Genomic DNA, 20,377 nt, shown 5'->3' on the forward strand with positions numbered 1-20,377 from the left:
CATGACGACAAGCCAACCTGCATTCGACGCCGGGCTGGCGCGCAAGCCAGCCGCGGCCCCCGTGCCGCATGCCGCCGCGAGCGCGCGCGCGTCCGGCCCGGTCTGGGCCACCGGCATCCTCGCCGCGCTGGCGTGGGCCGCGTTCGGCGCCCTGACGTGGCTGTGGCCCAACCAGGCGGTCGGCTTCAGCGACTGGGCCTATACGGCGGAACTGGGCATCGCCGCGCTGGCAGGCGCCGCGTTGCTGGCACTGGTTGCGCTGGCCGGCCAGCGGGTCCGGGCGGCGCAACGCGCGCTGGCCGCGCTGCGCGCCGCCGGCCCGTGGCTGGTGGCGCTGCCCGTGTCCCTGGCCGCGTGGGAAATCCTGACCGCCAAAACCGCCATCCTGCCCACGCCCTTCTTCGCGCCGCCACAGGCGCTGATCGAGGTCTATGCCGACGACTGGAGGCGGCTGGGCGACAGCGTGCTGAACACGCTCAGGCTGCTCGGGCTGGGCGTAGCCTATGGCGGACTGGCCGGCTTTCTGGTGGGGGTGTCGATCGGCTGGTCGCGCCGCATCGGCTACTGGGTGCATCCGGTGCTGCGCGTGCTGGGCCCGCTGCCGTCAACCGCGCTGCTGCCGCTGACTTTCTACTTCTTCCCGTCGAGCTATTCAGCCGCGGTGTTCCTGATCGCGCTGGCCACCGCCTTCCCAGTCGCGGTGCTGACTTGGTCAGGCGTGGCCGGCGTCAACAAGAGCTACTACGACGTGGCGCGCACCCTGGGCGCCTCGGGCTGGTTCCTGGTGCTGCGCGTGGCGATCCCGGCGGCGCTGCCGCAGGTATTCGTCGGCCTGTTCATGGGGCTGGGCGCTTCGTTCTCGGTGCTGGTGACGGCGGAGATGATGGGCGTGAAGTCGGGCCTGGGCTGGTACCTGACGTGGGCGCAGGGCTGGGCTTCGTACGTCAATATGTATGCGGCGCTGATCGTGATGGCGCTGCTGTTCTCGGGCGTGATCACGCTGCTGTTCGTGGCGCGTGACCGCGTGCTGTCGTGGCAGAAGGGGACGGTGAAATGGTGAGTGTTGTTGAGCGGTTGAAAGCATCGAGACCCTACACGCACGTGAAGAAGGCTCCCCTCTCCCGCACGCGGGAGAGGGGAGTTAACGCGGCGACAGACGACAACCCGGAAACCCTGACCGGTGCCCGCATCGACATCCATCAGGTCAGTCACTGGTTCGGCAGCGGCAGCGACCGGCTGCAGGTGCTGGACGACGTCGACCTGAGCGTCGCACCGGGCGAATTCGTCGCGCTGCTGGGACCCAGCGGTTGCGGCAAGTCCACGCTGCTGCGGCTGGTGGCAGGGCTGGACCAGCCCGCCTCCGGCGAGATCCTGCAGGACGGCACCCCGATCACCGAGCCTGACCCCTCGCGCATCGTGGTGTTCCAGGACCCCACGCTGTATCCGTGGCGGCGCGTATGGGACAACGTCGCGCTGGGCCTGCAGGCGCGCGGCGTGCTGGCAAGCCAGCGTCCGCGCGTGGATGACGCGCTGCGGCGCGTAGGGCTGGAAACCTTCGCCCGCGCCTTCCCGCACCAGCTCTCCGGCGGCATGGCGCAGCGCGTGGCGCTGGCGCGCGCGCTGGTCAACGATCCGCGCCTGCTGGTGCTGGACGAGCCGCTGGGCAAACTAGACTCATTGACGCGGCTGGCGATGCAGAGCGACCTGGTCGAACTGTGGCAACGTTCGCGCTTTTCGGCGCTGCTGGTCACCCACGACGTGGAGGAAGCGCTGTTCCTGGCGCAGCGCGTGATCATCTTCAGCCAGCGTCCGGCACGCATCACGGCGGAGATCCGGGTCGACCTGCCCTACCCGCGCCATCGCGGCGATCCGCGGCTGACCGGGCTGCGGCACGAAGCGCTGCGCCACCTGGGGCTGGACGCGAGCTGGTAATGGCGTTGCGCTTCACTTCGCGGGCCGCCAGATGAGCGGCCCGCCGCCGCAGGCATGGCTCAATGGACTGCTGGTCCTGATCGAGAAACTCCAGCTTGGCTTGCTGTCGCTGTGGCATGCCCTTGGCCTGACCGGCGACAGCCACGGCCAGCCCGCGTGGCCGTGGGCACGGCGCGTGGCGGGCGAAACCCTGCTGATCGACCTGGGCCTCGCGCGCCAGGTCGGCCTGAGCCTGTGCGCCCTTGTCTTTGCCGTGCTGGCCATTACCGCCGCGCTGGCTTGGAGACGCCAGCGCGGCGTACTGCTTGCCGCCGGCGCGCTCGCTCTGGTGGCGGCTCCCTGGCCCAGCGCAGCGCTGCTGTTGGTGCCAGCCGCGCCGACCAGCTTTCACGCCAGCCCTACCCGCTTCTCCGTCGACGCCATCGCGCTCGGCGCCCGGGTCTATGCGCAGCATTGCGCCAACTGCCACGGCGCGGACGGGCGCGGGGAAGGCCCGCTGGCCGCCAGCCTGGCGCAGTGGCCGCCCACGCTGGTCAGTCCGCTGCTGGCGCGCCGCGCCGATGGCGAGCTGTTCTGGCATGTGCTGGCCGGTATGCGCGACCGTCATGGCCAGCCCACCATGCCGGCCTTCCGCGACACCCTGGGCGACAGTGAGGCCTGGGCCGTGATCGACTACATGAAGGCGCTGTCGGCTGGCAGCGGCGCCGGTGCCGACGGCAACTGGCCGGTACCGCTGCGGCTGCCGGAAATGGCCGTCCGCTGCGTCGATGCCGCGCCTCTGGCACTGTCGCAGTGGCGCGCGGACCAGCGCGTGCGGCTGGTGGCTGTCGACGGGGCGGCTCCGCTGCCGTATGAGGATCCCCGCTTCCTGACCGTGCTGGTCACGCCCGACGGGCGCCCGCCGGCGCAGGTGCCGCGCTTTCGCGCCGGCTGCACGGCCACGTCGCCGCATGCGTGGCAGGCGGTGGCGGCAATCGCCGGTGAATCGCCCGCACGGCTGGCAGGCACCCAGTTGCTGGCTGACCGCACCGGGTGGCTGCGCGCGCGTGGTGCGCCCGGCCGGCAATGGTCCGATGCAGACCTCGTGTGCGTATCAGGGCCCAGCGCCAACACCCCGCGCAATGCTGCGGAACCAGCAGATGGCCTGACCGCCCTGCTCTTGCGCATGGACGCCGAGCCGGTGCGCTTCGTCAAGGGCGGCTTTATCCATTGATCGCGTCCACCGCGCGCCTTGGCCGTCGTCCTCCCGGATTATTCGCTGCCAGCGAATTCTGACTTTCCATCCATTGCGCTGATTGCCCTCGCTCCTGCCAGTAACCTGCGCACGAAGACAAAGCCAACGTGGATCGGTGACATGATGCAGACAGGGATGGCCGTGGCAAGCGCAGCTGGCCGGCCTGCGGCGTGAGCCCCATGAGAGGGGCCCGGGAACTGCAAGGCATCCTGCTGATAGTGGCGGCGGTAGCCTGCTTCGCTGCGCTCGACACGCTGACAAAGATCGCCGGCGCGGCCGTGCCAGTCGTGATGGCGCTATGGCTGCGCTACCTGGCGCAGGCGGCGCTGACCGGCGCGGTGTTGCTGCCGGCTCGCGGCCGCGCCCTGCTGCGCACGCGCCGGCCGCTGCTGCAGTGCGCGCGTGCGGTGGCGATGCTGCTGTCCAGCGGATGCGCGTTCTTCAGCCTGCAAGTCCTGCCGGTAGGCGAGTTCACCGCCGTTGTGAGCCTGACGCCGCTGGCGATGGCGCTGGCCGCGGCGGCCATGCTTGGCGAACGCGTGTCGGCCGTGCGATGGCTCTTCCTGTTGACGGGATTTGTCGGGGCCCTGGTGGTGATCCGGCCGGGCGCCGGCCTGCAGCCCGCGATGCTGTTGCCGCTGGGGGCAGTGCTGTCCAATGCCGCATACCAGTTGCTGACCAGCGTGCTGACCCGTGCCGATGGCGTCGGAACCACGCACTTCTATACAGGCTGCGTTGCCACGGTGCTGCTCTCGGCAGCGCTGCCGAGCGCATGGACCTCGCAACTCACGGCATTGCACTGGTGCCTGCTCGCTGGCATGGCGCTCGCCGGCACCGCCGGCCATCTGTTCCTGGTCCTTGCCTATGCGCGCGCGCCGGTCAGCCTGCTTACCCCTTATCTCTACCTGCAGATCGCCTTTGCGATGCTTGGCGGCTGGCTGGCATTCGCCTATCTGCCCGATGCGTGGTCCGTGCTCGGCGTTGCGTTGATCGCCGCCAGCGGCGTGGGTGGCACTGTGGCGGCGGCCCGCGACCGGGAACTGCCGGGGCGGCCCGTCGGGGCGACATAGCCGCCCCGCTGCCGCCGTCAGTCCAGCCCGAGCAGCGACCGCGCCTGTGCCGGCGTTGCTACCGCCCGGCCGTACTGCCAGCAAAGCTGCGCCACGCGGCCAACCAGTTGCGCGTTGCTGGCCGCCAGTGTGTCCTTGTCCCAGCGGATGTTGTCTTCCAGACCGGTACGGCAGTGCCCGCCGAGCTCCAGCGTCCAGTGATTGACTTCCAGCTGGTGGCGGCCGATGCCGGCGGCCGTCCATGTCGCGCCCGGCAACAGCGTTTGCAGTTGCTCGACCTGGAACGCCAGGATCTCGCGCCGCGCCGGCAGCGCATTGCGGATGCCGAACACGAACTGCACGTGCGGCGGTGCCGCGATCAGCCCTTCTTTCACCAGTTCCGCCGTGTTGTAGAGCATCGCCAGGTCGAAGATCTCGATTTCCGGCTTGACGTGGAATTCCCGCATCGTGGTGGCCAGCGTGCGCACGAAGTCCGGCGGGTTTTCGTAGACGCTGGTGGGAAAGTTGACCGAGCCGGTGGCAAGCGAAGCCATGTCTGGCCGCAGATGGAGCATCGCGCCGCGCTGGCTGGCCTCGCGGCCGCGTCCGCCGGTGGAGAACTGCACGATCATGCCCGGGCAGTGTTTGCGGATGCCTTCCTGCAGCGCGGCGAATCGTGTCGGATCGGAGCTCGAATTTTCCAGTTCGTCGCGCACGTGCAGGTGAACCAGCGTGGCGCCGGCCTCATAGCTGGCGTGCGTGCTTTCGATCTGTTCAGCCACCGAAATGGGCACGGCCGGGTTGTCTTTCTTGCGCGGCACGGAACCGGTGATGGCCACGGAAATGATGCACGGCTCTTGCATGGAATGTCTCCTGTAGGGAATGTTGTGAGCGGGTGACGATGATGTTCAGCTGTGCCGCAGCTGCGCCTGTGCGGCCATGCGCACCGAAGCGTTGACCGCGCCGTAGCCGGTGTAGCCGCTGCGTTGCACGAGTTCGAAGAAAAACCGTTCGTGGAACGGCTCGGTGTAGGCATGCAGGAATTCACCGTGGGCGTCGCGGTCGTAGAGCAGGCCGAGACCTTGCAGGCGTTCCAGCAGCGCGTCGTCGAGCGCGAGCCGCGCGGCCACGTCGTCGTAGTAGTTGTCCGGCACGTGGAGCATCGCGGCGCGGGTGCGGTCGATGGCTTCCAGCGTCTGCCCGATGCGTTCCGACCGGAAGGCGATGTGGTGCACGCCCGAGCCCGCGTAAGCGGCGACAAAGCGCCCGGTGGCGGTGCGGCCGCTCTCGGACACGTTGAGCGGGATGCGAACATGCTGGCCGGGGCTGACCATGGCGCGGCTCTTCACCAGGCCATACGGATCGGCGATCTCATGCACGGCCTCCGGCTGCATGGCGAACACCGAGCGGTAGAACAGCACGAAGCTGTCGAGCCGGTTCGCCGGCAGCGCCTGCGCGATATGGTCGATGGCGGACAACCCTGCGCCGTGGTGGACGGTTCCCACGGGCGTATCGAGCACGAAGTCGCTCTCATAGATGCTGCGGTCGGCGTCGCGGTCGTCGATCAGGTGGAACAGCATGCCGTCGGGCGAGCGCAGCGCCGGGATCACGCGCTCGTCGGGCCCCACCGGCTCACGCCACTCCTTGCACAGCAGCGTGCGGGCGCGCGCCACGGCGCGGCGTGCGTCGTCCACTTTCAGGCCGATGGCGCACACCGACGGGCCGTGCAGTTGGAAGTGCTCGGCGGCGGCGCTGTCCTGCTCGGCATTCAGGATCAGGTTGACGCCGCCCTGGCGGTACAGGTCGACCGCCTTGGAGCGATGGCGGCCGGCATGGGCAAAGCCAAGCGATTCCAGCCGTTGCGCGAGTTCGCGGCCAGCCACGTAATCGACGGCAAACTCGACGAAGTCCACGCCGTCCAGCACCGGCGGCGCAGGCAGCGGCGTGCCGCCCGCCTCGGACTCCAGCCAGATCAGCGAGCGCAGCCCGTCTTGCGCGGTCAGCCGTGCCGGCGCCGCGCGGAAGTCGTCGTTGAAGACCTCCAGCGACAACGGCCCGTTGTAGCCTGCCTGCAGCACGGCGCGGGCGAAATCGGTCACCGGCAGGTCGCCCTGCCCGGGAAAATTGCGGTAGTGGCGGCTCCACGACAGCACGTCCATCGACAGGCGTGGCGCATCGGCCAGTTGCACAAAGAAGATCTTGTCCGCCGGCACAACGTCCAGGCCCTGCAGCGAATCGCCCAGTGACAGCGTATGGAAGCTGTCCAGCACCAGCCCCAGCGCGGGGTGGTCGGCGCGCTGCACGATGTCCCACGCTTGCCGCCAGAGGCGCGTATGGCGGCCCCAGGCAAGCGCCTCGTAACCGACGCGCAGCCCGCGCTGCGCGGCGGCCTCTGCCATCCGGCGCAGGTCGGCGGCAGCGCGGGTGGGGTCGTCGATGGCCACCTCCTGCACATTGCTGCACACCAGCACCATCTCCGCGCCAAGCTGCTCCATCACGTCGAACTTGCGTTCGGCGCGCGCCATATTGCGGACAAACAGGTCATCCGGCATGGCCTCGAAGTCGCGCAGCGGCTGGTAGAGCAGGATCTGCAGGCCGAGGTCGGCCGCCATGCGGCGCACCTCGGCCGGTGAGCCGTCGAAATGCAGCAGGTCGTTCTCGAAGATCTCTACGCCGTCGAAGCCCGCGGCCGCGGCGGCTTCCAGTTTTTCCGGCAGCGTGCCGGACAGCGAGACGGTGGCGATCGATTTCGGGAGAGGCCTGCGGGCTGCGGTCATGGCGATTGCGAGGTGGCGACGGTATTGCCCCAAAGGTTAGGAGCGAGCCGGCCCGTCAACAACCACAATTCGCGCGTAGTCGTGCGACAATCGCTCCATTGCGATCATCCCTCGCGCGAAATTCGGGTTAACCATGGAAAAAGAACCGCTGAACCGGCGCGACTGGATCGCCGGGCTGGAAAAAGGCCTGGCCATCCTGGAGGCCTTCGACAACGACCATCCGCGCCTCACGCCCACGCAGGCGGCGCAGCTGACGGGGCTCACGCGCACTGCCGCGCGCCGCTACCTGCTGACGCTGGAGCACCTCGGCTACACCACCAGCGACGGCACGCTGTTCAGCCTGACGCCGCGCGTGCTCAAGGTGGGCTGGTCGTATTTCGACTCGGCGCGGCTGCCGCGCACGGTGCAGCCGTTCCTGCAGCAAATCACCGCGCAGCTCGGCGAGGCGGCCTACCTGAGCGTGCTCGATGGCTGGGAGCTGGTGTTTATCGCCCGCACCAGCACCAGCCGCGTGATGAGCACCGGCTTCGTGCTGGGGGCACGGGTGCCGGCGCCGCTGGGCTCGGCCGGGGTGATGATGCTGGCCTCGCGCCCCGAGCAGCAGGTGCGCGAATGGCTGGAATCTGTCGTGCTCGCGCCCTACACCCCTTACACCATCCTGCAGCATGAGCGCCTGCTCGAAGAGATCCGCAAGGCTGGCGCGCAGGGCTATGCGATGCTGGAGCAACAGCTGCAGACCGGTGTGCGCGGCATCGCCGTGCCGCTGCGCGACCGCCACGGCAAGGTGATCGCCGCGCTGTCGGTCAATATGCCGATCGGCGACGAGACCGCACAGCAGGCGCTGGACCGGGTATTGCAGGTGTTGCAAGACACCGCGCTGCTGATCATGCGAGTGCTTTAGTCCAGCGTCGTCGCCAGCGCCTGCGGTCCCTGCGACAACTGCGCCTTAAGGAACTCAAGGCACACGCGCATCCGCGCCGAGGCCGACGCCCGCGCGCTGGTCACGGCCCAGACATCGGCCGGCTGCTGCCAGTCCGGCAGCACGCGCACCAGTTCGCCGGCGCGCACGCTGGCGGCCACGTCCCAGACCGAAGCCATGATGATGCCGAAGCCTTCCAGTGCCCACTGGTGGGTCACGTCGCTGTGGTTCGATGCCATCGGTCCGGTCACTTTCACGGTCTCCCAGCCGTCAGGCCCTTGCAGCCGCCATACGCCAAAGGCCTGGTCGCGTTCGCGCAGCAGCAGGCAGTCGTGCCGGGGCAGCTCGCCCGGGTGCTCCGGCATGCCGCGCCGCGCGAGGTAGGCGGGAGCGGCGCACAGCACGCGGCTGCCGCTGGCGATCTTGCTGGCGATCAGGTGCGGCTCCTCGACCTCGCCCACGCGGATGTCGAGGTCGAAGCTTTCGCCGATCAGGTCGACGCGCCGGTCGAGCAGCTCCAGCCAGACCTCCAGCCCCGGATGCTGCCGCCGCAGCCGCGACAGCGCCGGTGCCACATGCCTGCGCCCGAGCCGCACGCTGGTGGCGATGCGCAGCAGCCCGCGTGGCTCGCCCCCGGTGGCACCCACCGCTTCCAGCATGCCGTCGACGTCTTCCAGGATCTTCTGCGCCCACGCAAAGGCGCTCTCGCCCTCGGCGGTCACGCTGACACGGCGCGTGGTGCGGTGGAACAGCTTCGCGCCCAGCATGGCTTCGAGCATGGCGATGCGCTTGCTGACATGTGCCGGCGAAATGCCGGTCTCGTTGGCGGCGGCGATAAAGCTGGCGCGCCGCGCTACCGTGCAGAACAGCCGCAGGTCCCGCAGGAACGGGTCATTGTTCGCCGTCAGCGCATTCTGAGTTTCCATGGCGGTCGATGATGGGATGAAGGGAGTAACGATAGGCTATCGGCGATGGCCGCGCCAGCGCCGCGGCCGATTCCAGGAGACACGATGAAGACAGTACTGGTGCTCAACGGGCCCAACCTCAACCTGCTCGGCACCCGCGAGCCGGCAGTCTATGGCAGTGAAACGCTGGCGGATGTGGAGCGCATCTGCCAGGAAGCCGCGCAGCGGCTAGGGCTGGAGGCGCAATGCCGGCAGACCAACCATGAAGGCCAGCTGATCGACTGGATCCATGAAGCCGGGCGGCTATGCGCGCAAGGGGAAATGGTCGGCGTGGTGCTGAATGCGGGGGCGCTGACGCATACGTCGATTGCGCTGCATGATGCGATCAAGGGCGCGGCGGTGCCGCTGATCGAGTACCACATCTCTAACGTGCACGCGCGCGAGGCGTTCCGGCATCACTCATGGATCTCGCCGGTGGCGCGGGCGGTGATGGCGGGGCTGGGGGTGAAGGGATATGCGTTGGCGGTTGAGGCGCTGGTGCTGGTGACAGCGGCCGCGGCTGAATAAACGGATTAAGCAGATGCCACCGCGCATTGGGCGTTGCGCGGCGGCATTCCCCAATCGCGGTAGGAATGCCCATTACTGAGCACCCCCCGCACAGATCCGTACGAGCCCGATTCGGGCATACGGCTCCTACCTCGGGTGTTTGACGTCAAAGCGCCGGTCGGGCCATGGATGAAGGATTCGAGGCTGTGGGAGCCAGGCATCCGCGATCCGCTCGACCCGCGTCCACGTCATGTGATCCTTTTGGCTGCGGCGCCGGAGCGCCCGCCGCCAGAGGTCAACAATGTGGTAACGGAAGGCGCCGAGTGCTCGCGAGTTCGTTGGTACTGCGTGGTACGCGAAGTATCCGCGCACCACCTGCCTGAGCCATTTTCCTTGCGCAGGAATCGGTTCGTGCATGCGCCGCCGCAGGTCCTCCTTGATCTGCCTGAGCTTCGCCCGCATGCGATCACCTCGGGTCTTCCTCTGCAGCTGGAAGGCACCCCGACGCGATCGTCCGCAGATAAAGATGAAACCCAGGAAGGCGAAGGTCTCCGGTCGGCCAAGACCTCGACGCTGGCGGTTGGCCGCTGCGTTGCGACCAAACTCCAGTAACCTCGTCTTGTCCGGATGAAGCACAAGCGAGAACTCCTCCAGCCTCTGTCGCATCGCGTCCCAGAAGCGCCGCGCGTCAGCTTCGTGCTCGAAGCCAACCACAACATCATCTGCGTACCGCAGAATAATGACGTTGCCTTTAGCTTCCCGCCGTCGCCACCGGTTGGCCCAGAGATCAAACACGTAGTGCATATACACGTTCGCGAACAGTGGCGACGCCACTGACCCCTGCGGTGTACCTGTTTCACTGACGCTCAGTTCTCCATTCTCCAAAACGCCCGCCTTGAGCCATTTCCGCACAAGACGAATGATGCGCTCGTCGCCGATCCGATGCTCCACGAATCGAACCAGCCAGTCCTGGCTGACCGAGTCAAAGAAACTCCGGATGTCGGCGTCTAAAATCCAGTTCACCGGGGTGCGGATGATGGCCGTTGCCAACGCGTCCAGCGCATCATGCTGACTGCGTCCGGGTCGGAACCCGTACGAGAAACCGAGAAAGTCTTCCTCGTAGATCGCATTTAGCACTTCAACCACCGCGCGCTGGACGACTTTGTCTTCCAGTGCGGCAATCCCCAATGGGCGCTGCTTGCCGTCCGGCTTGGGTATGTACTGCCGCCGAACGGGCAGTGCCCGATACGCTCCGCTGAGTACTTGCGTGTGCAGACGCTGAAGATGCTCTTCCAGTCCCGCTTCGTAGTACCGCCACGTCATGCCATCCACTCCTGGTGCCGCGTTGCGTTTGAGCGCATAAAACGACTCCCGAAGCCGGTCGACCGTGACGTGGTGCAGAAGCGCGGTGAACCGCTCCTTCTTCCGCTGCCTTGCAGCTTGACGTACACGTACCAAACCCTGTGGCACGCTTACCCGGTTCTGTGCCCGGCACGTGTTGGATTGACCCGTGTTCCCCTTGGTCCCCGCCCTTCGCTCCACCCACTCCGCAGTCGGTCTCCCGGCGTTGTTCGCAGGTTTCTTCGCTACTACGGCGGAGTCTGACTTCTCCCATCCGTTCATCATCGGCTACGGCTCCTCGCCTTCCCGATGCGGACCAGCCCATGCTGCGACTGGCCAGACGCGAGATCTCCCGGTTCCCGCGCAAGGAGCGTCCGTGCGTGCCAGGGTCTTTGACCACGCCGGGTCGTCGAGGCACTCGCGTTCACGCGCCCCTTCATGTTGCCTTCCGCGTTCTGAACCGCGTCGGCACCCGGAACAACACAACTATCGCGGCTCAATGGCTGGCCCACACGCTCCCCTACCGACGCTTCGCCGACCACCTCACGGTAGCCTGCGCACGGCTCGGGGCCGATGTGGTTCGCTATTCCTTCATCGTAGTGGACTTTCACCACCTACTCCTTGCCGGTCTCCCGGCGCACTCAGAACTTATGCCGCACCCCCGCCATCACCCCGATGCGCGACGAATTGCCATAAGTATTCCCACTGTTAGCAAACGTCGGCGAGCTGTTCAACGCAATCCACTGCCCCTGCAGATGGGTGTAGTCCACCTCCACATACACATCGGTGCGCTTGCTGAAGTTGTAGTCCAGCATGCCCGCCGTGGTCAGCCGCTTGCCCCCCTGCCCCGCATGGCGCAGCCAGTCGTACTGCAGCGTGCCGATGAACGCGAGCGCGTCGGTGATATTGAACCGCGTCCCGACATACCCAACATTGTTGCGATAGTCGGCCACATCGAGCCGGTTATTGGTGTAGCCGAGGTAATACTGCGCCCGCGCCGCTTTCCACGTACCGCCCAGACCCCACACCGTCTGCTTGCTGGCCAGCGCCGCCGGCACCGCGCCAAAGAAGGCCGAGGTCACGTTCTGCGTCTGCTGGTAGACCGTGCCGATCTCCAGCGGCCCTGAGCTGTAGACCAGCGACCCGGCCGCAGCCGAGCCGCTCTTGATGCTGCCCGGCACCTCGCCGAAGGTGTAGGCCGCCGCCACCTGCAGGCCGTTGAAGCTCTTGATGTACTTGACGGTGTTGTCATAGCGCAGCCCGGTGTAGTTGCCGCCCTGATACCCGACGATGGAGTTGTTGGCGAAGGCCATGGCCTCGTAGGACGACAGCACCTCATGGGCCAGCGTGTACTGCCGGCCGATCGCCAGCTTGCCGTAGCCGCCGTCGAGCCCGATCACCGCGGTGCGCCCGAACAGCCGCCCGCCCTGCTGGCTGGTGCCGGTGTCGGGCGCGAAGCCCGACTCCAGGATGAACCAGGCCTTGTTGCCTCCGCCGATATCCTCGGTGCCGCGCAGACCCCAGCGGCTGCCGGTGAGCACGCCATCGGTCATCTGCGTGCGGCCGTGGCCGGCCGCGTCTTCATGGGTGCTGTAGCGGATAGTCGTATCCAGCAGCCCGTAGAGCGTGACGCCACCGGAAGTCTGGGCGAGCGCTGGCAGGCTGCCCGCGCCCAACGCGAGCAGCGCAATCATTCGTTTTTGCATTGGAGCTTTGTCTCTGTGTTTTATTGGCGGCGGGGCGAACGCCCCGCCGGGTCAGGCAACATCGAAAGGCGTCAGGCAACTTCCGGCACCTTGCGCGGGGCGAGGAAGAACAGCCAGGTAAGCGCGATGAAGTAGGCGCAGGGGATCATCGTGAACAGCACCGCATAATTGTTGTGCGTCGATGTCAGTACGTAGCCGACCAGCTGCGTCATGAACATGCCGCCGATGGCGCCGATCATCCCGCCGAAGCCGAACACCGAGCTGACCACATGCTTGGGCGTGTAGTCCATCACCATGCTCCAGATGTTCGCCGTCCACGCCTGGTGCGCACCGATCGCGACCGAGATCGCGGCCACGGCCATCCACAGGCTGCTGGCGCCGGCGGCCATCACCACCGAGGTGATGCATGCGGCGAAGATCAGCATCGACAGCAGGCGCGCACGCACTGCCGGCATGCCGCGGCTGATCAGCCACGACGACAGCGCACCGCCGCCCACGCTGCCCACGTCGGCCGCCAGGTAGATCACAATCAGCGGCAGGCCCATTTGCGTGACGCTGATGCCGAGCTGGTACTGCTGGTTCAGGAACGGCGGCAGCCAGTACAGGTAGAACCAGAACACCGGCGCGGTGATGGCGTAGGCCAGGGCAAAGGCCCAGGTGCCGCGCATGCGCAGGATTTGCGAATAGCGGATGCGGTGCGGAGGCGGTTCGACGTCTTGCGTGATGTGGGCCAGTTCGGTGGCGCTGACGGTCGGGTGCTGTTCCGGGTTGTGGTAGCGGGCATACCAGAACGCCAGCCAGATCGCACCCAGCGAGGCGATGACGATAAAGGCCGCCTGCCAGCCCCAGGCCTGCAGGATCAGCGGCAGCATGATCGGCGTAAGCATGGCGCCGACATTGGTGCCGGCATTGAAGATGCCGGTGGCAATGGCGCGCTCGCTCGCCGGGAACCAGATACGCGTGGTCTTGACGCAGGCGGGATAGTTGGCCGCCTCCGACAAGCCAAGGAAGAAGCGGCAGATCATGAAGCCGACCGCGGACGCCGCAAAGGCATGGGCACCACACGCGATGCTCCACAACAGCACCGCCAGCGCAAACGCGCGCTTGACACCGACCATGTCGATGAACCGCCCCTGCAGCGCAAAGCCGATGGCGTAGCCCACCTGGAACCAGAAGTTGATATTGGCGTAGTCCTGCGCGGTCCAGGACATGGCCTTGGCCAGCACCGGCTGCAGCACGCCAAGGGCAGCGCGGTCGATGTAGTTCAGCGTGGTTGCAAAGAACACCAGCGCCAGCATGCCCCAGCGCACCTTGCCGAAGGCAAAGGCGGCGCGGATCTTGTCGCCGAGCGAGTTGCCGGGTGCCGCAGCAGCCGGCAGCTCCTTGTGAGTCGTGGTCATCTTGTCTGTCTCCACCGTTAGATTGGAAATGCTTGCCGGCGTGCCTTTATGGGATGGCATCCGCTCGGCTGTCGGCCAGGGCACGCGCCCTGCCCTCAATACCGGATCTGCGCAACCGCGCGCAGCGCTTCAGGTGTGGCCGTGCCGTAACCAAAGAACTCCAGGTAGGCCGGAATCATCTCGAACAGCATGTCGGTGCCCACCTGGACCTTGCAGCCGCGGGCCAGTGCGGCTTCGAGGAAGGGGGTGTATTCGTGCTTCATCACCACCTCGCCGACCATCGCGCCGGGGGCGATGCGCGCGACGTCGAACGGCAGCGGGTCGCCTGCGTGCATGCCGAGCGGGGTCGCGTTGACCACCACGTCGAAGCCTTGCGGATCGTCCGATCCGGTGCTCACGCGCAACGCCGGGTAATGCTCGGCCAGGCGGCGGGCCAGCGCACGCGCGGCGCCTTCGCGGGCATCGAACAGCGCCAGTTCCGCCACGCCGGCTTGCGCCAGCGAGGCGGCGATCGCGCTGCCCACGCCGCCGCTGCCGGAGACGATGGCGCGCGCGCCTTCCGGCCGGCAGCCCTTGCGCACGATGCCGCGCACAAAGCCGGCGCCATCGAACTGGTCGCCGACCAGCGTGCCGTCGTCGCGCCGCAGCACGGCGTTGCACGCACCGGCGATGCGGGCGGCCGGCGTGAGCTCGTCCACCAGTTCCAGCGTGGCGACCTTGTGCGGCATGGTCACGAGCGCGCCGCGGATATTGGTCAGCCGGAACAGGGAGCGGAACACTTCGGCATAGTTGTCGGGCTTGACGCCCATCGGCACCACCACCGCGTCGATGCCCTGCTGAGCGAACCAGGGGTTGTAGATCATCGGCGCCTTGAACGACTCCGTGGGATAGCCAAGGTGCGGGATAAGCGTGGTCTTGCCATTGATCATGGTGTTGGTGAGCCTGGCGGCCGGCCCGGGTGCGTTTCGATGACCGGAGATTAGTGGCCGGCTGCCCGCCAGCCAAGCGTCCTTTACGCCATATTGCGCGATCAGTGAACGCATATGCGCGATCAAGGCGCGCAGTTCGGGTTTCTACGAGGTGCTGCGATGCGCCGTCCAGGCGCGGCCCGGCGAGGGCGCGTTGCTATGATCCGATCGTCGCCGCAATGGCCCGGCACCGCCCCCCATCGCCACCCAACAGGAGCAACGACAATGAGCGCCGCAGACGTCTCTTCCCCGCGCGCCGACGATTTCCAGACGTGGGACAACCCGCTCGGGATCCAGGGCTACGAGTTCATCGAATTTGCCTCGCCCGACCCGGCCGCGCTGGGTCGCACCCTTGAACGTTTCGGCTTCGCCGCCATCGCCCGTCACCGCCACAAGGCCGTGAAGCTGTACCGGCAGGGCGAGATGAATTTCATCGTCGATGCCGAGCCGGATTCGTTCGCGACGCGCTATGCCAGCGAGTACGGCCTGTCGATCTGCGCCATCGGCATCCGCGTGAACGATGCCGCGGCCGCCTTTACCCGCGCGCTGGAAGCTGGCGCATGGCCCTTCGAGGGCGGCACCGTGGGGCCGATGGAGCTCAATATTCCCGCCATCCAGGGCATCGGCCAGTCGATCCTCTACTTCATCGACCGCTGGCGCGGCAAGGAAGGCCGGCCAGGCGACGTGGGCGATATCTCGATCTACGACGTCGATTTTCGCCCGTTGCCACAGCCCGACAATGCGCCGGACGCGGGGCTGCTGCGCGTCGACCACCTGACCCAGGCCGTGGAGCAAGGCCATCTCGAGGAATGGCTGGACTTCTACTGCAAGGTGCTGGGCTTCCGCGAGCTCCAGCCAGCCAGCGAGGCGCATGCGCTGGTGTCGCCGTGCGGGCGCATTCGCATTCCGCTGTACGAGAAGGGAACGACGCGCCATGACCAGATGCGCCACTACCTGTCGGACCAGCACGGCGAGGGCATCCAGCATATTGCGCTGGCCAGCGCCGACATACTCGCCAGCACTGCTGCGCTGGCGGGCAACGGCGTGCAGTTTGTGCAGCCGCCGGCAGCCTACTACGATTCCGTCGACACGCGCCTGCCCGGCCATGGCCTGGACCTGGCCGCCCTGCAGCGCTACGGCATCCTGGCCGACGGCGCCATCCGTGCCGATCGCACGCAGGAGCGCTTCCTGCAGGCGTTCGTGAGGCGCGAGGCGGGCGAGTTCTTCTTCGAGATCGTCCAGCGCGACGGGCATCAGGGCTTCGGCGAGGGCAACCTGCCAGTGCTGGAAGCGCTGTCGGTACGCTGACACGGCCCCCTTTACCAGCATGCAGCCCAGTCAAACCGCTCCCTGCTGAGCGCGCCAGCTCGCACTTCCTCGCCGCGTCCCTGAGGCGGCGGGCTCGTCACACTTCCCGCCTTATTCGCCAGCGCCGGTGATCTCTCACCGGCGTCCTGCTTGCCTGCCCGGCCCGGGCGCATCCCGATTTCCCCGTCCTCGCAGCGCGTATCAACGCCCGATAAATGGCGCTTACGATACTTCAATCGCATTCTCGTCTCATTTTTTCATGCGTTTCATTCCATAAATCAAAACTTCCTATTGACCAATCGGAGTCTTCCGCCTACATTTCCCCCAACAAGCAATTTTCCGGAACGTCCTGTTCCACTTTATAAGACCCTCATCAGGAGACAACGCCATGCGCGACCTCGATACCACCTCGAATCCCGCCGTTTCCGGTGGCTCGGCCGCCGCGAAGGAGAGCCAGGTCCCGGCCGGCCCGCAGACCATGACCCCGTCGGAAGCCTTCGTTGAAACGCTGGCCGCCAATGGCGTGACCGACATGTTCGGCATCATGGGCTCGGCCTTCATGGATGCGATGGACATCTTCGCGCCGGCGGGCATCCGCCTGATCCCGGTGGTGCACGAACAAGGCGCCGGCCACATGGCCGACGGCTACGCCCGCGTGTCGGGCCGCCACGGAGTGGTGATCGGCCAGAACGGCCCCGGCATCTCCAACTGCGTGACCTCGATCGCCGCTGCCTACTGGGCCCACAGCCCGGTGGTGATCGTCACGCCCGAGGCCGGCACCATGGGCATTGGCCTGGGCGGCTTCCAGGAAGCCAACCAGCTGCCGATGTTCCAGGAGTTCACCAAGTACCAGGGCCACGTCACCAACCCGGCGCGCATGGCCGAGTTCACCGCCCGCTGCTTCGACCGAGCCACCGCGGAAATGGGCCCGACCCAGCTGAACATCCCGCGTGACCACTTCTACGGCAAGGTCAACGTCGAGATCCCGCAGCCGCGCCGCCTCGACCGCGGCCCCGGCGGCGAGCAGAGCCTGAACGAAGCGGCCGAGTTGCTGGCCAACGCCAAGTTCCCGGTGATCATCTCGGGCGGCGGCGTGGTGATGGCCGATGCGATCGAAGAGTGCAAGGCCCTGGCCGAGCGCCTGGGCGCGCCGGTGGTCAACAGCTACCTGCACAACGACTCGTTCCCCGCCAGCCATCCGCTGTGGTGCGGCCCGCTGGGCTACCAGGGCTCGAAGGCTGCGATGAAGCTGATCTCGCGCGCCGACGTGGTGATCGCGCTGGGCTCGCGCCTGGGGCCGTTCGGCACGCTGCCGCAGCACGGCATGGACTACTGGCCGAAGAACGCCAAGATCATCCAGATCGACGCCGACCACAAGATGCTGGGCCTGGTGAAGAAGATCTCGGTGGGCATCTGCGGCGACGCCAAGGCCGCCGCGGTCGCGCTGAGCCAGCGCCTGGCCGGCCGCACGCTGGCCTGCGACGCGACCCGCGACGCCCGCGCCACCGACATCGCCAGCGAGAAAGCCGCGTGGGAGAAGGAGCTGGACGACTGGACCCATGAGCGCGACCCGTACAGCCTGGACATGATCGAAGAGCAGAAGCAGGAGCGCACGCCCACCGGCGGCCAGTACCTGCATCCGCGCCAGGTGCTGCGCGAGCTGGAAAAAGCCATGCCGGAAGACGTGATGGTGTCCACCGACATCGGCAACATCAACTCGGTGGCCAACAGCTACCTGCGCTTCGAGAAGCCGCGCAGCTTCTTCGCGGCGATGAGCTGGGGCAACTGCGGCTATGCCTTCCCGACCATCATCGGCGCCAAGGTCGCGGCACCGCACCGCCCGGCCGTGTCGTACGCCGGTGACGGCGCCTGGGGCATGAGCCTGATGGAAACCATGACCTGCGTGCGCCACAACATCCCGGTGACCGCGGTGGTGTTCCACAACCGCCAGTGGGGCGCGGAGAAGAAGAACCAGGTGGACTTCTACAACCGCCGCTTCGTCGCGGGCGAGCTGGACAACCAGAGCTTTGCCGAAATCGCCAAGGCGATGGGTGCCGAAGGCATCGTGGTGGATCGGCTGGAAGATGTCGGCCCGGCACTCAAGCGTGCCATCGACCTGCAGATGAATCATGGCAAGACCACGATCATCGAGATCATGTGCACGCGTGAGCTGGGCGACCCGTTCCGCCGCGATGCGCTGGCCAAGCCGGTGCGTTACCTGGACAAGTACAAGGACTACGTCTGAGTCTGAGCCTGTACAGGCGCCCCGCTTGCGATCGGTTTGCTCCCTCTCCCGCTTGCGGGAGAGGGTTGGGGTGAGGGCGGGGATCTCCACGAAGTTCCGCCTGGTGGCATGCCACCGCCCCCCCCTGCCCCTCTCCCGCACGCGGGAGAGGGGAGCACACCGCAAGCATGACAAGGGCTCCGGCCCTTTTTTCCGTTTCTGAAGCCAACCATCATGAAAGCCATCCTCCGCATCATCGACCGCGCCCGCGCCGCCCCCCGCCGCATCGTGCTATGCGAGGCCGAAGACCCGCGCATCCTGCAGGCCGCGCAGCGCGCCACGCAGGAAGGCATCGCGCGCATCGTGCTGGTCGGCAACACGCGCCAGATCAACGCCGCCGCGGCCATCCACGGCATCGGGCTGGACGGCATGACGCTGGTCGACCCGGCCACCTCGGCGCTCGCGCCCTCGTTCGCGCAGCAGCTCTTTGCGCTGCGCCAGAAGAAAGGCATGACGCTCGATGAAGCCAAGCGCGCCGTGCTCGATCCGCTGTGCTTCGCCAACCTGATGGTGCGCCTCGGCCACGCCGACGGCTCGGTGGCGGGCGCCGACCACACCACCGCCGACGTAGTGCGCAACGCGATCCAGCTGATCGGGCTCGCACCCGGCTTCCGGCTGGTGTCGAGCTTCTTTCTGATGATGCTGTGCGAGCCTTTCCACACGCTCAAGGGCGGGCTGATCTTCTCCGACTGCGGGCTGGTGGTGGATCCGGATGCCGATGCGCTTGCCGATATCGCCATGGCTGCGGCCGACAGCGCACGCACGTTGCTGATGGAAGAGCCACGCGTGGCCATGCTGTCGTTCTCGACCAGCGGCAGCGCCAGCCATGCGGCGGTGGACAAGGTGGTGTCCGCCACCGAGCGCGTGCGCGCGCAACGCCCGGGCCTGGCCATCGATGGCGACGTGCAGCTCGATGCCGCCATCGTCGCCGAGATCGCCGCGCGCAAGGTCGCGCATTCGCAGGTGAACGGCCACGCCAACGTGCTGGTGTTCCCCAGCCTGGAAGCCGGCAATATCGGCTACAAGCTGGCCGAGCGGGTCGGTGGCGCCAAGGCCATCGGGCCGATGCTGCAGGGGCTGAACAAGCCCGCCAACGACCTCTCGCGCGGCTGCAGCGCGGACGATGTGTTCCATGTCATCGCCGTCACCGTGGTCCAGGCGCAAGCCACCGCGGAACAGGCCGGCAAGGGCGAGCAGGCGGCGGCATGAAGGCAGAACTGTTGTTGCCGCTGCTGGGCCTGCAGGCCCTGCTCGGCGCAGGCACCTATTTCCAGACGGTGACCGGCTTTGGCCTTGGCATGATCGTGATGGGCGTCACCAGCGGACTTGGGCTGGCGCCCGTGGCCACCGTGGCCGCGGTGGTGAGCCTGGTCACGCTGGCCAACAGCGCCTGCGCGCTGCCAGGCAAGCTGCAGCATATCGACTGGCGCGCCGTCGCCGCGGCGGCCATCGGCATCCTGCCGTCGGTAGTGGTCGGCGTGCTGGTGCTGGAGTACCTGAGTTCCAGCGCAGCCACCCTGCTGCAGCTGCTGCTGGGCGCCGTGATCCTGTATGGCGGCCTCAGCGCCGCGCTCAAGCCCGCGCCGCTGGCGCAACGCTCCGGCGACGGCACCTTCTTTGTCAGCGGGGTATTCGGCGGACTGCTGAGCGGCATGTTCGGCGTCTCCGGCCCGCCGCTGATTTTCCAGTTCTACCGGCAGCCGATGAAGCCGGTTGAAATCCGTTGTGCGCTGATTCTGGTCTTTACCGTGACCTCCACCGTGCGCACGCTGTTCTCGGCCTGGCAGGGGCAGCTCGATGCCGCCGTGTGCGTGCAGGCCGCCATTGCCGTGCCGGTGGTGGTGATCGCCACGTTGCTGGGGCGGCGTTTTCCGCCGCCGTTCTCGCCGGCCACGACGCGCAGGGTGGCGTTCGGGGTGTTGATCGGGATCGGGGCCAGCCTGATGCTGCCGGCGATTTCGGTGTGGGTGCTCTAAGGGCGCGCGCGCCCTTAGAGCCGGGACCGGCC

17 protein-coding genes are annotated in these 20,377 nt (G+C 67.1%); 10 read left to right on the forward strand and 7 right to left on the reverse strand.

Annotation, left to right across the window (positions count from 1 at the left end):
* Position 1: 1 nt before the first annotated feature.
* From CNE_RS26920 to CNE_RS26935, 4 genes are all read left to right on the forward strand, one after another.
* A complete protein-coding gene (locus CNE_RS26920; RefSeq protein WP_013953454.1) occupies positions 2–1,060 on the forward strand; it encodes an ABC transporter permease in 1,059 nt (352 codons plus the stop codon).
* Positions 1,054–1,932, forward strand: coding sequence for an ABC transporter ATP-binding protein (locus tag CNE_RS26925; protein WP_013953455.1), 879 nt, complete (start codon positions 1,054–1,056; stop codon positions 1,930–1,932). The genes CNE_RS26920 and CNE_RS26925 overlap by 7 nt, the downstream gene beginning before the upstream one ends.
* A 31-nt stretch (positions 1,933–1,963) precedes the next feature.
* The gene (locus tag CNE_RS26930) at positions 1,964–3,145 is read left to right on the forward strand and encodes a c-type cytochrome (protein ID WP_013953456.1); all 1,182 of its coding nucleotides are present in this window, start codon (positions 1,964–1,966) and stop codon (positions 3,143–3,145) included.
* A 200-nt stretch (positions 3,146–3,345) separates the two neighbouring features.
* Entirely contained in the window at positions 3,346–4,236 is an 891-nt protein-coding gene (locus tag CNE_RS26935; RefSeq protein WP_013953457.1) for a DMT family transporter, read from the forward strand.
* Positions 4,237–4,253: 17 nt separating this feature from the next.
* Here CNE_RS26935 and CNE_RS26940 read toward each other — a convergent pair whose 3' ends face one another.
* Both CNE_RS26940 and CNE_RS26945 read right to left on the reverse strand, forming a co-directional pair.
* Positions 4,254–5,078: a BKACE family enzyme gene (locus CNE_RS26940; RefSeq protein ID WP_013953458.1), complete on the reverse strand. Its 825-nt coding sequence runs from the start codon at positions 5,076–5,078 to the stop codon at positions 4,254–4,256.
* Positions 5,079–5,123: 45 nt separating this feature from the next.
* A complete protein-coding gene (locus CNE_RS26945; protein ID WP_013953459.1) occupies positions 5,124–6,992 on the reverse strand; it encodes a bifunctional sugar phosphate isomerase/epimerase/4-hydroxyphenylpyruvate dioxygenase family protein in 1,869 nt (622 codons plus the stop codon).
* A 133-nt stretch (positions 6,993–7,125) separates the two neighbouring features.
* Between CNE_RS26945 and CNE_RS26950 the strand changes: the two genes are divergently transcribed.
* Positions 7,126–7,893, forward strand: a complete 768-nt coding sequence (locus CNE_RS26950) for an IclR family transcriptional regulator domain-containing protein (protein WP_013953460.1) — start codon at positions 7,126–7,128, stop codon at positions 7,891–7,893.
* On the opposite strand, the gene CNE_RS26955 is transcribed toward CNE_RS26950, so the two are convergent.
* Entirely contained in the window at positions 7,890–8,837 is a 948-nt protein-coding gene (locus tag CNE_RS26955; protein ID WP_013953461.1) for a LysR family transcriptional regulator, read from the reverse strand. The genes CNE_RS26950 and CNE_RS26955 overlap by 4 nt on opposite strands.
* 84 nt (positions 8,838–8,921) lie before the next feature.
* Here CNE_RS26955 and aroQ point away from each other — a divergent pair, with 84 nt between their 5' ends.
* On the forward strand, positions 8,922–9,383 hold the full coding sequence (gene aroQ / locus CNE_RS26960; protein WP_013953462.1) for a type II 3-dehydroquinate dehydratase: 462 nt from the start codon (positions 8,922–8,924) through the stop codon (positions 9,381–9,383).
* 126 nt (positions 9,384–9,509) lie between these two features.
* On the opposite strand, the gene ltrA is transcribed toward aroQ, so the two are convergent.
* The 4 genes from ltrA to CNE_RS26980 form a co-directional block, all read right to left on the reverse strand.
* Entirely contained in the window at positions 9,510–10,988 is a 1,479-nt protein-coding gene (ltrA, locus tag CNE_RS26965) for a group II intron reverse transcriptase/maturase (RefSeq protein ID WP_013953463.1), read from the reverse strand.
* 356 nt (positions 10,989–11,344) lie between these two features.
* Positions 11,345–12,409, reverse strand: coding sequence for a porin (locus tag CNE_RS26970; protein WP_013953464.1), 1,065 nt, complete (start codon positions 12,407–12,409; stop codon positions 11,345–11,347).
* 71 nt (positions 12,410–12,480) lie between these two features.
* Positions 12,481–13,809, reverse strand: a complete 1,329-nt coding sequence (locus CNE_RS26975; RefSeq protein ID WP_013953465.1) for an MFS transporter — start codon at positions 13,807–13,809, stop codon at positions 12,481–12,483.
* A 95-nt stretch (positions 13,810–13,904) separates the two neighbouring features.
* On the reverse strand, positions 13,905–14,738 hold the full coding sequence (locus tag CNE_RS26980) for a shikimate dehydrogenase family protein (RefSeq protein WP_041228683.1): 834 nt from the start codon (positions 14,736–14,738) through the stop codon (positions 13,905–13,907).
* Between the two features lie 264 nt (positions 14,739–15,002).
* Between CNE_RS26980 and CNE_RS26985 the strand changes: the two genes are divergently transcribed.
* The 4 genes from CNE_RS26985 to CNE_RS27000 all read left to right on the forward strand — a co-directional run bounded on the left by CNE_RS26985 (position 15,003) and on the right by CNE_RS27000 (position 20,345).
* The gene (locus CNE_RS26985) at positions 15,003–16,085 is read left to right on the forward strand and encodes a 4-hydroxyphenylpyruvate dioxygenase family protein (protein WP_013953467.1); all 1,083 of its coding nucleotides are present in this window, start codon (positions 15,003–15,005) and stop codon (positions 16,083–16,085) included.
* Positions 16,086–16,563: 478 nt separating this feature from the next.
* Positions 16,564–18,330 carry a sulfoacetaldehyde acetyltransferase gene (xsc, locus tag CNE_RS26990; protein ID WP_041228921.1) on the forward strand — a complete coding sequence of 589 codons (1,767 nt, stop codon included), beginning with the start codon at positions 16,564–16,566 and terminating at the stop codon, positions 18,328–18,330.
* Positions 18,331–18,543: 213 nt separating this feature from the next.
* Positions 18,544–19,578: a phosphate acetyltransferase gene (gene pta, locus CNE_RS26995; RefSeq protein WP_013953469.1), complete on the forward strand. Its 1,035-nt coding sequence runs from the start codon at positions 18,544–18,546 to the stop codon at positions 19,576–19,578.
* Complete coding sequence (locus CNE_RS27000) at positions 19,575–20,345, forward strand: sulfite exporter TauE/SafE family protein (protein WP_013953470.1); 771 nt, start codon at positions 19,575–19,577, stop codon at positions 20,343–20,345. Before pta ends, CNE_RS27000 begins: the two co-directional genes overlap by 4 nt.
* The last annotated feature ends 32 nt before the right edge of the window (positions 20,346–20,377 follow it).

Source organism: Cupriavidus necator N-1, assembly GCF_000219215.1.
In the GTDB taxonomy this organism is placed as follows: domain Bacteria; phylum Pseudomonadota; class Gammaproteobacteria; order Burkholderiales; family Burkholderiaceae; genus Cupriavidus; species Cupriavidus necator.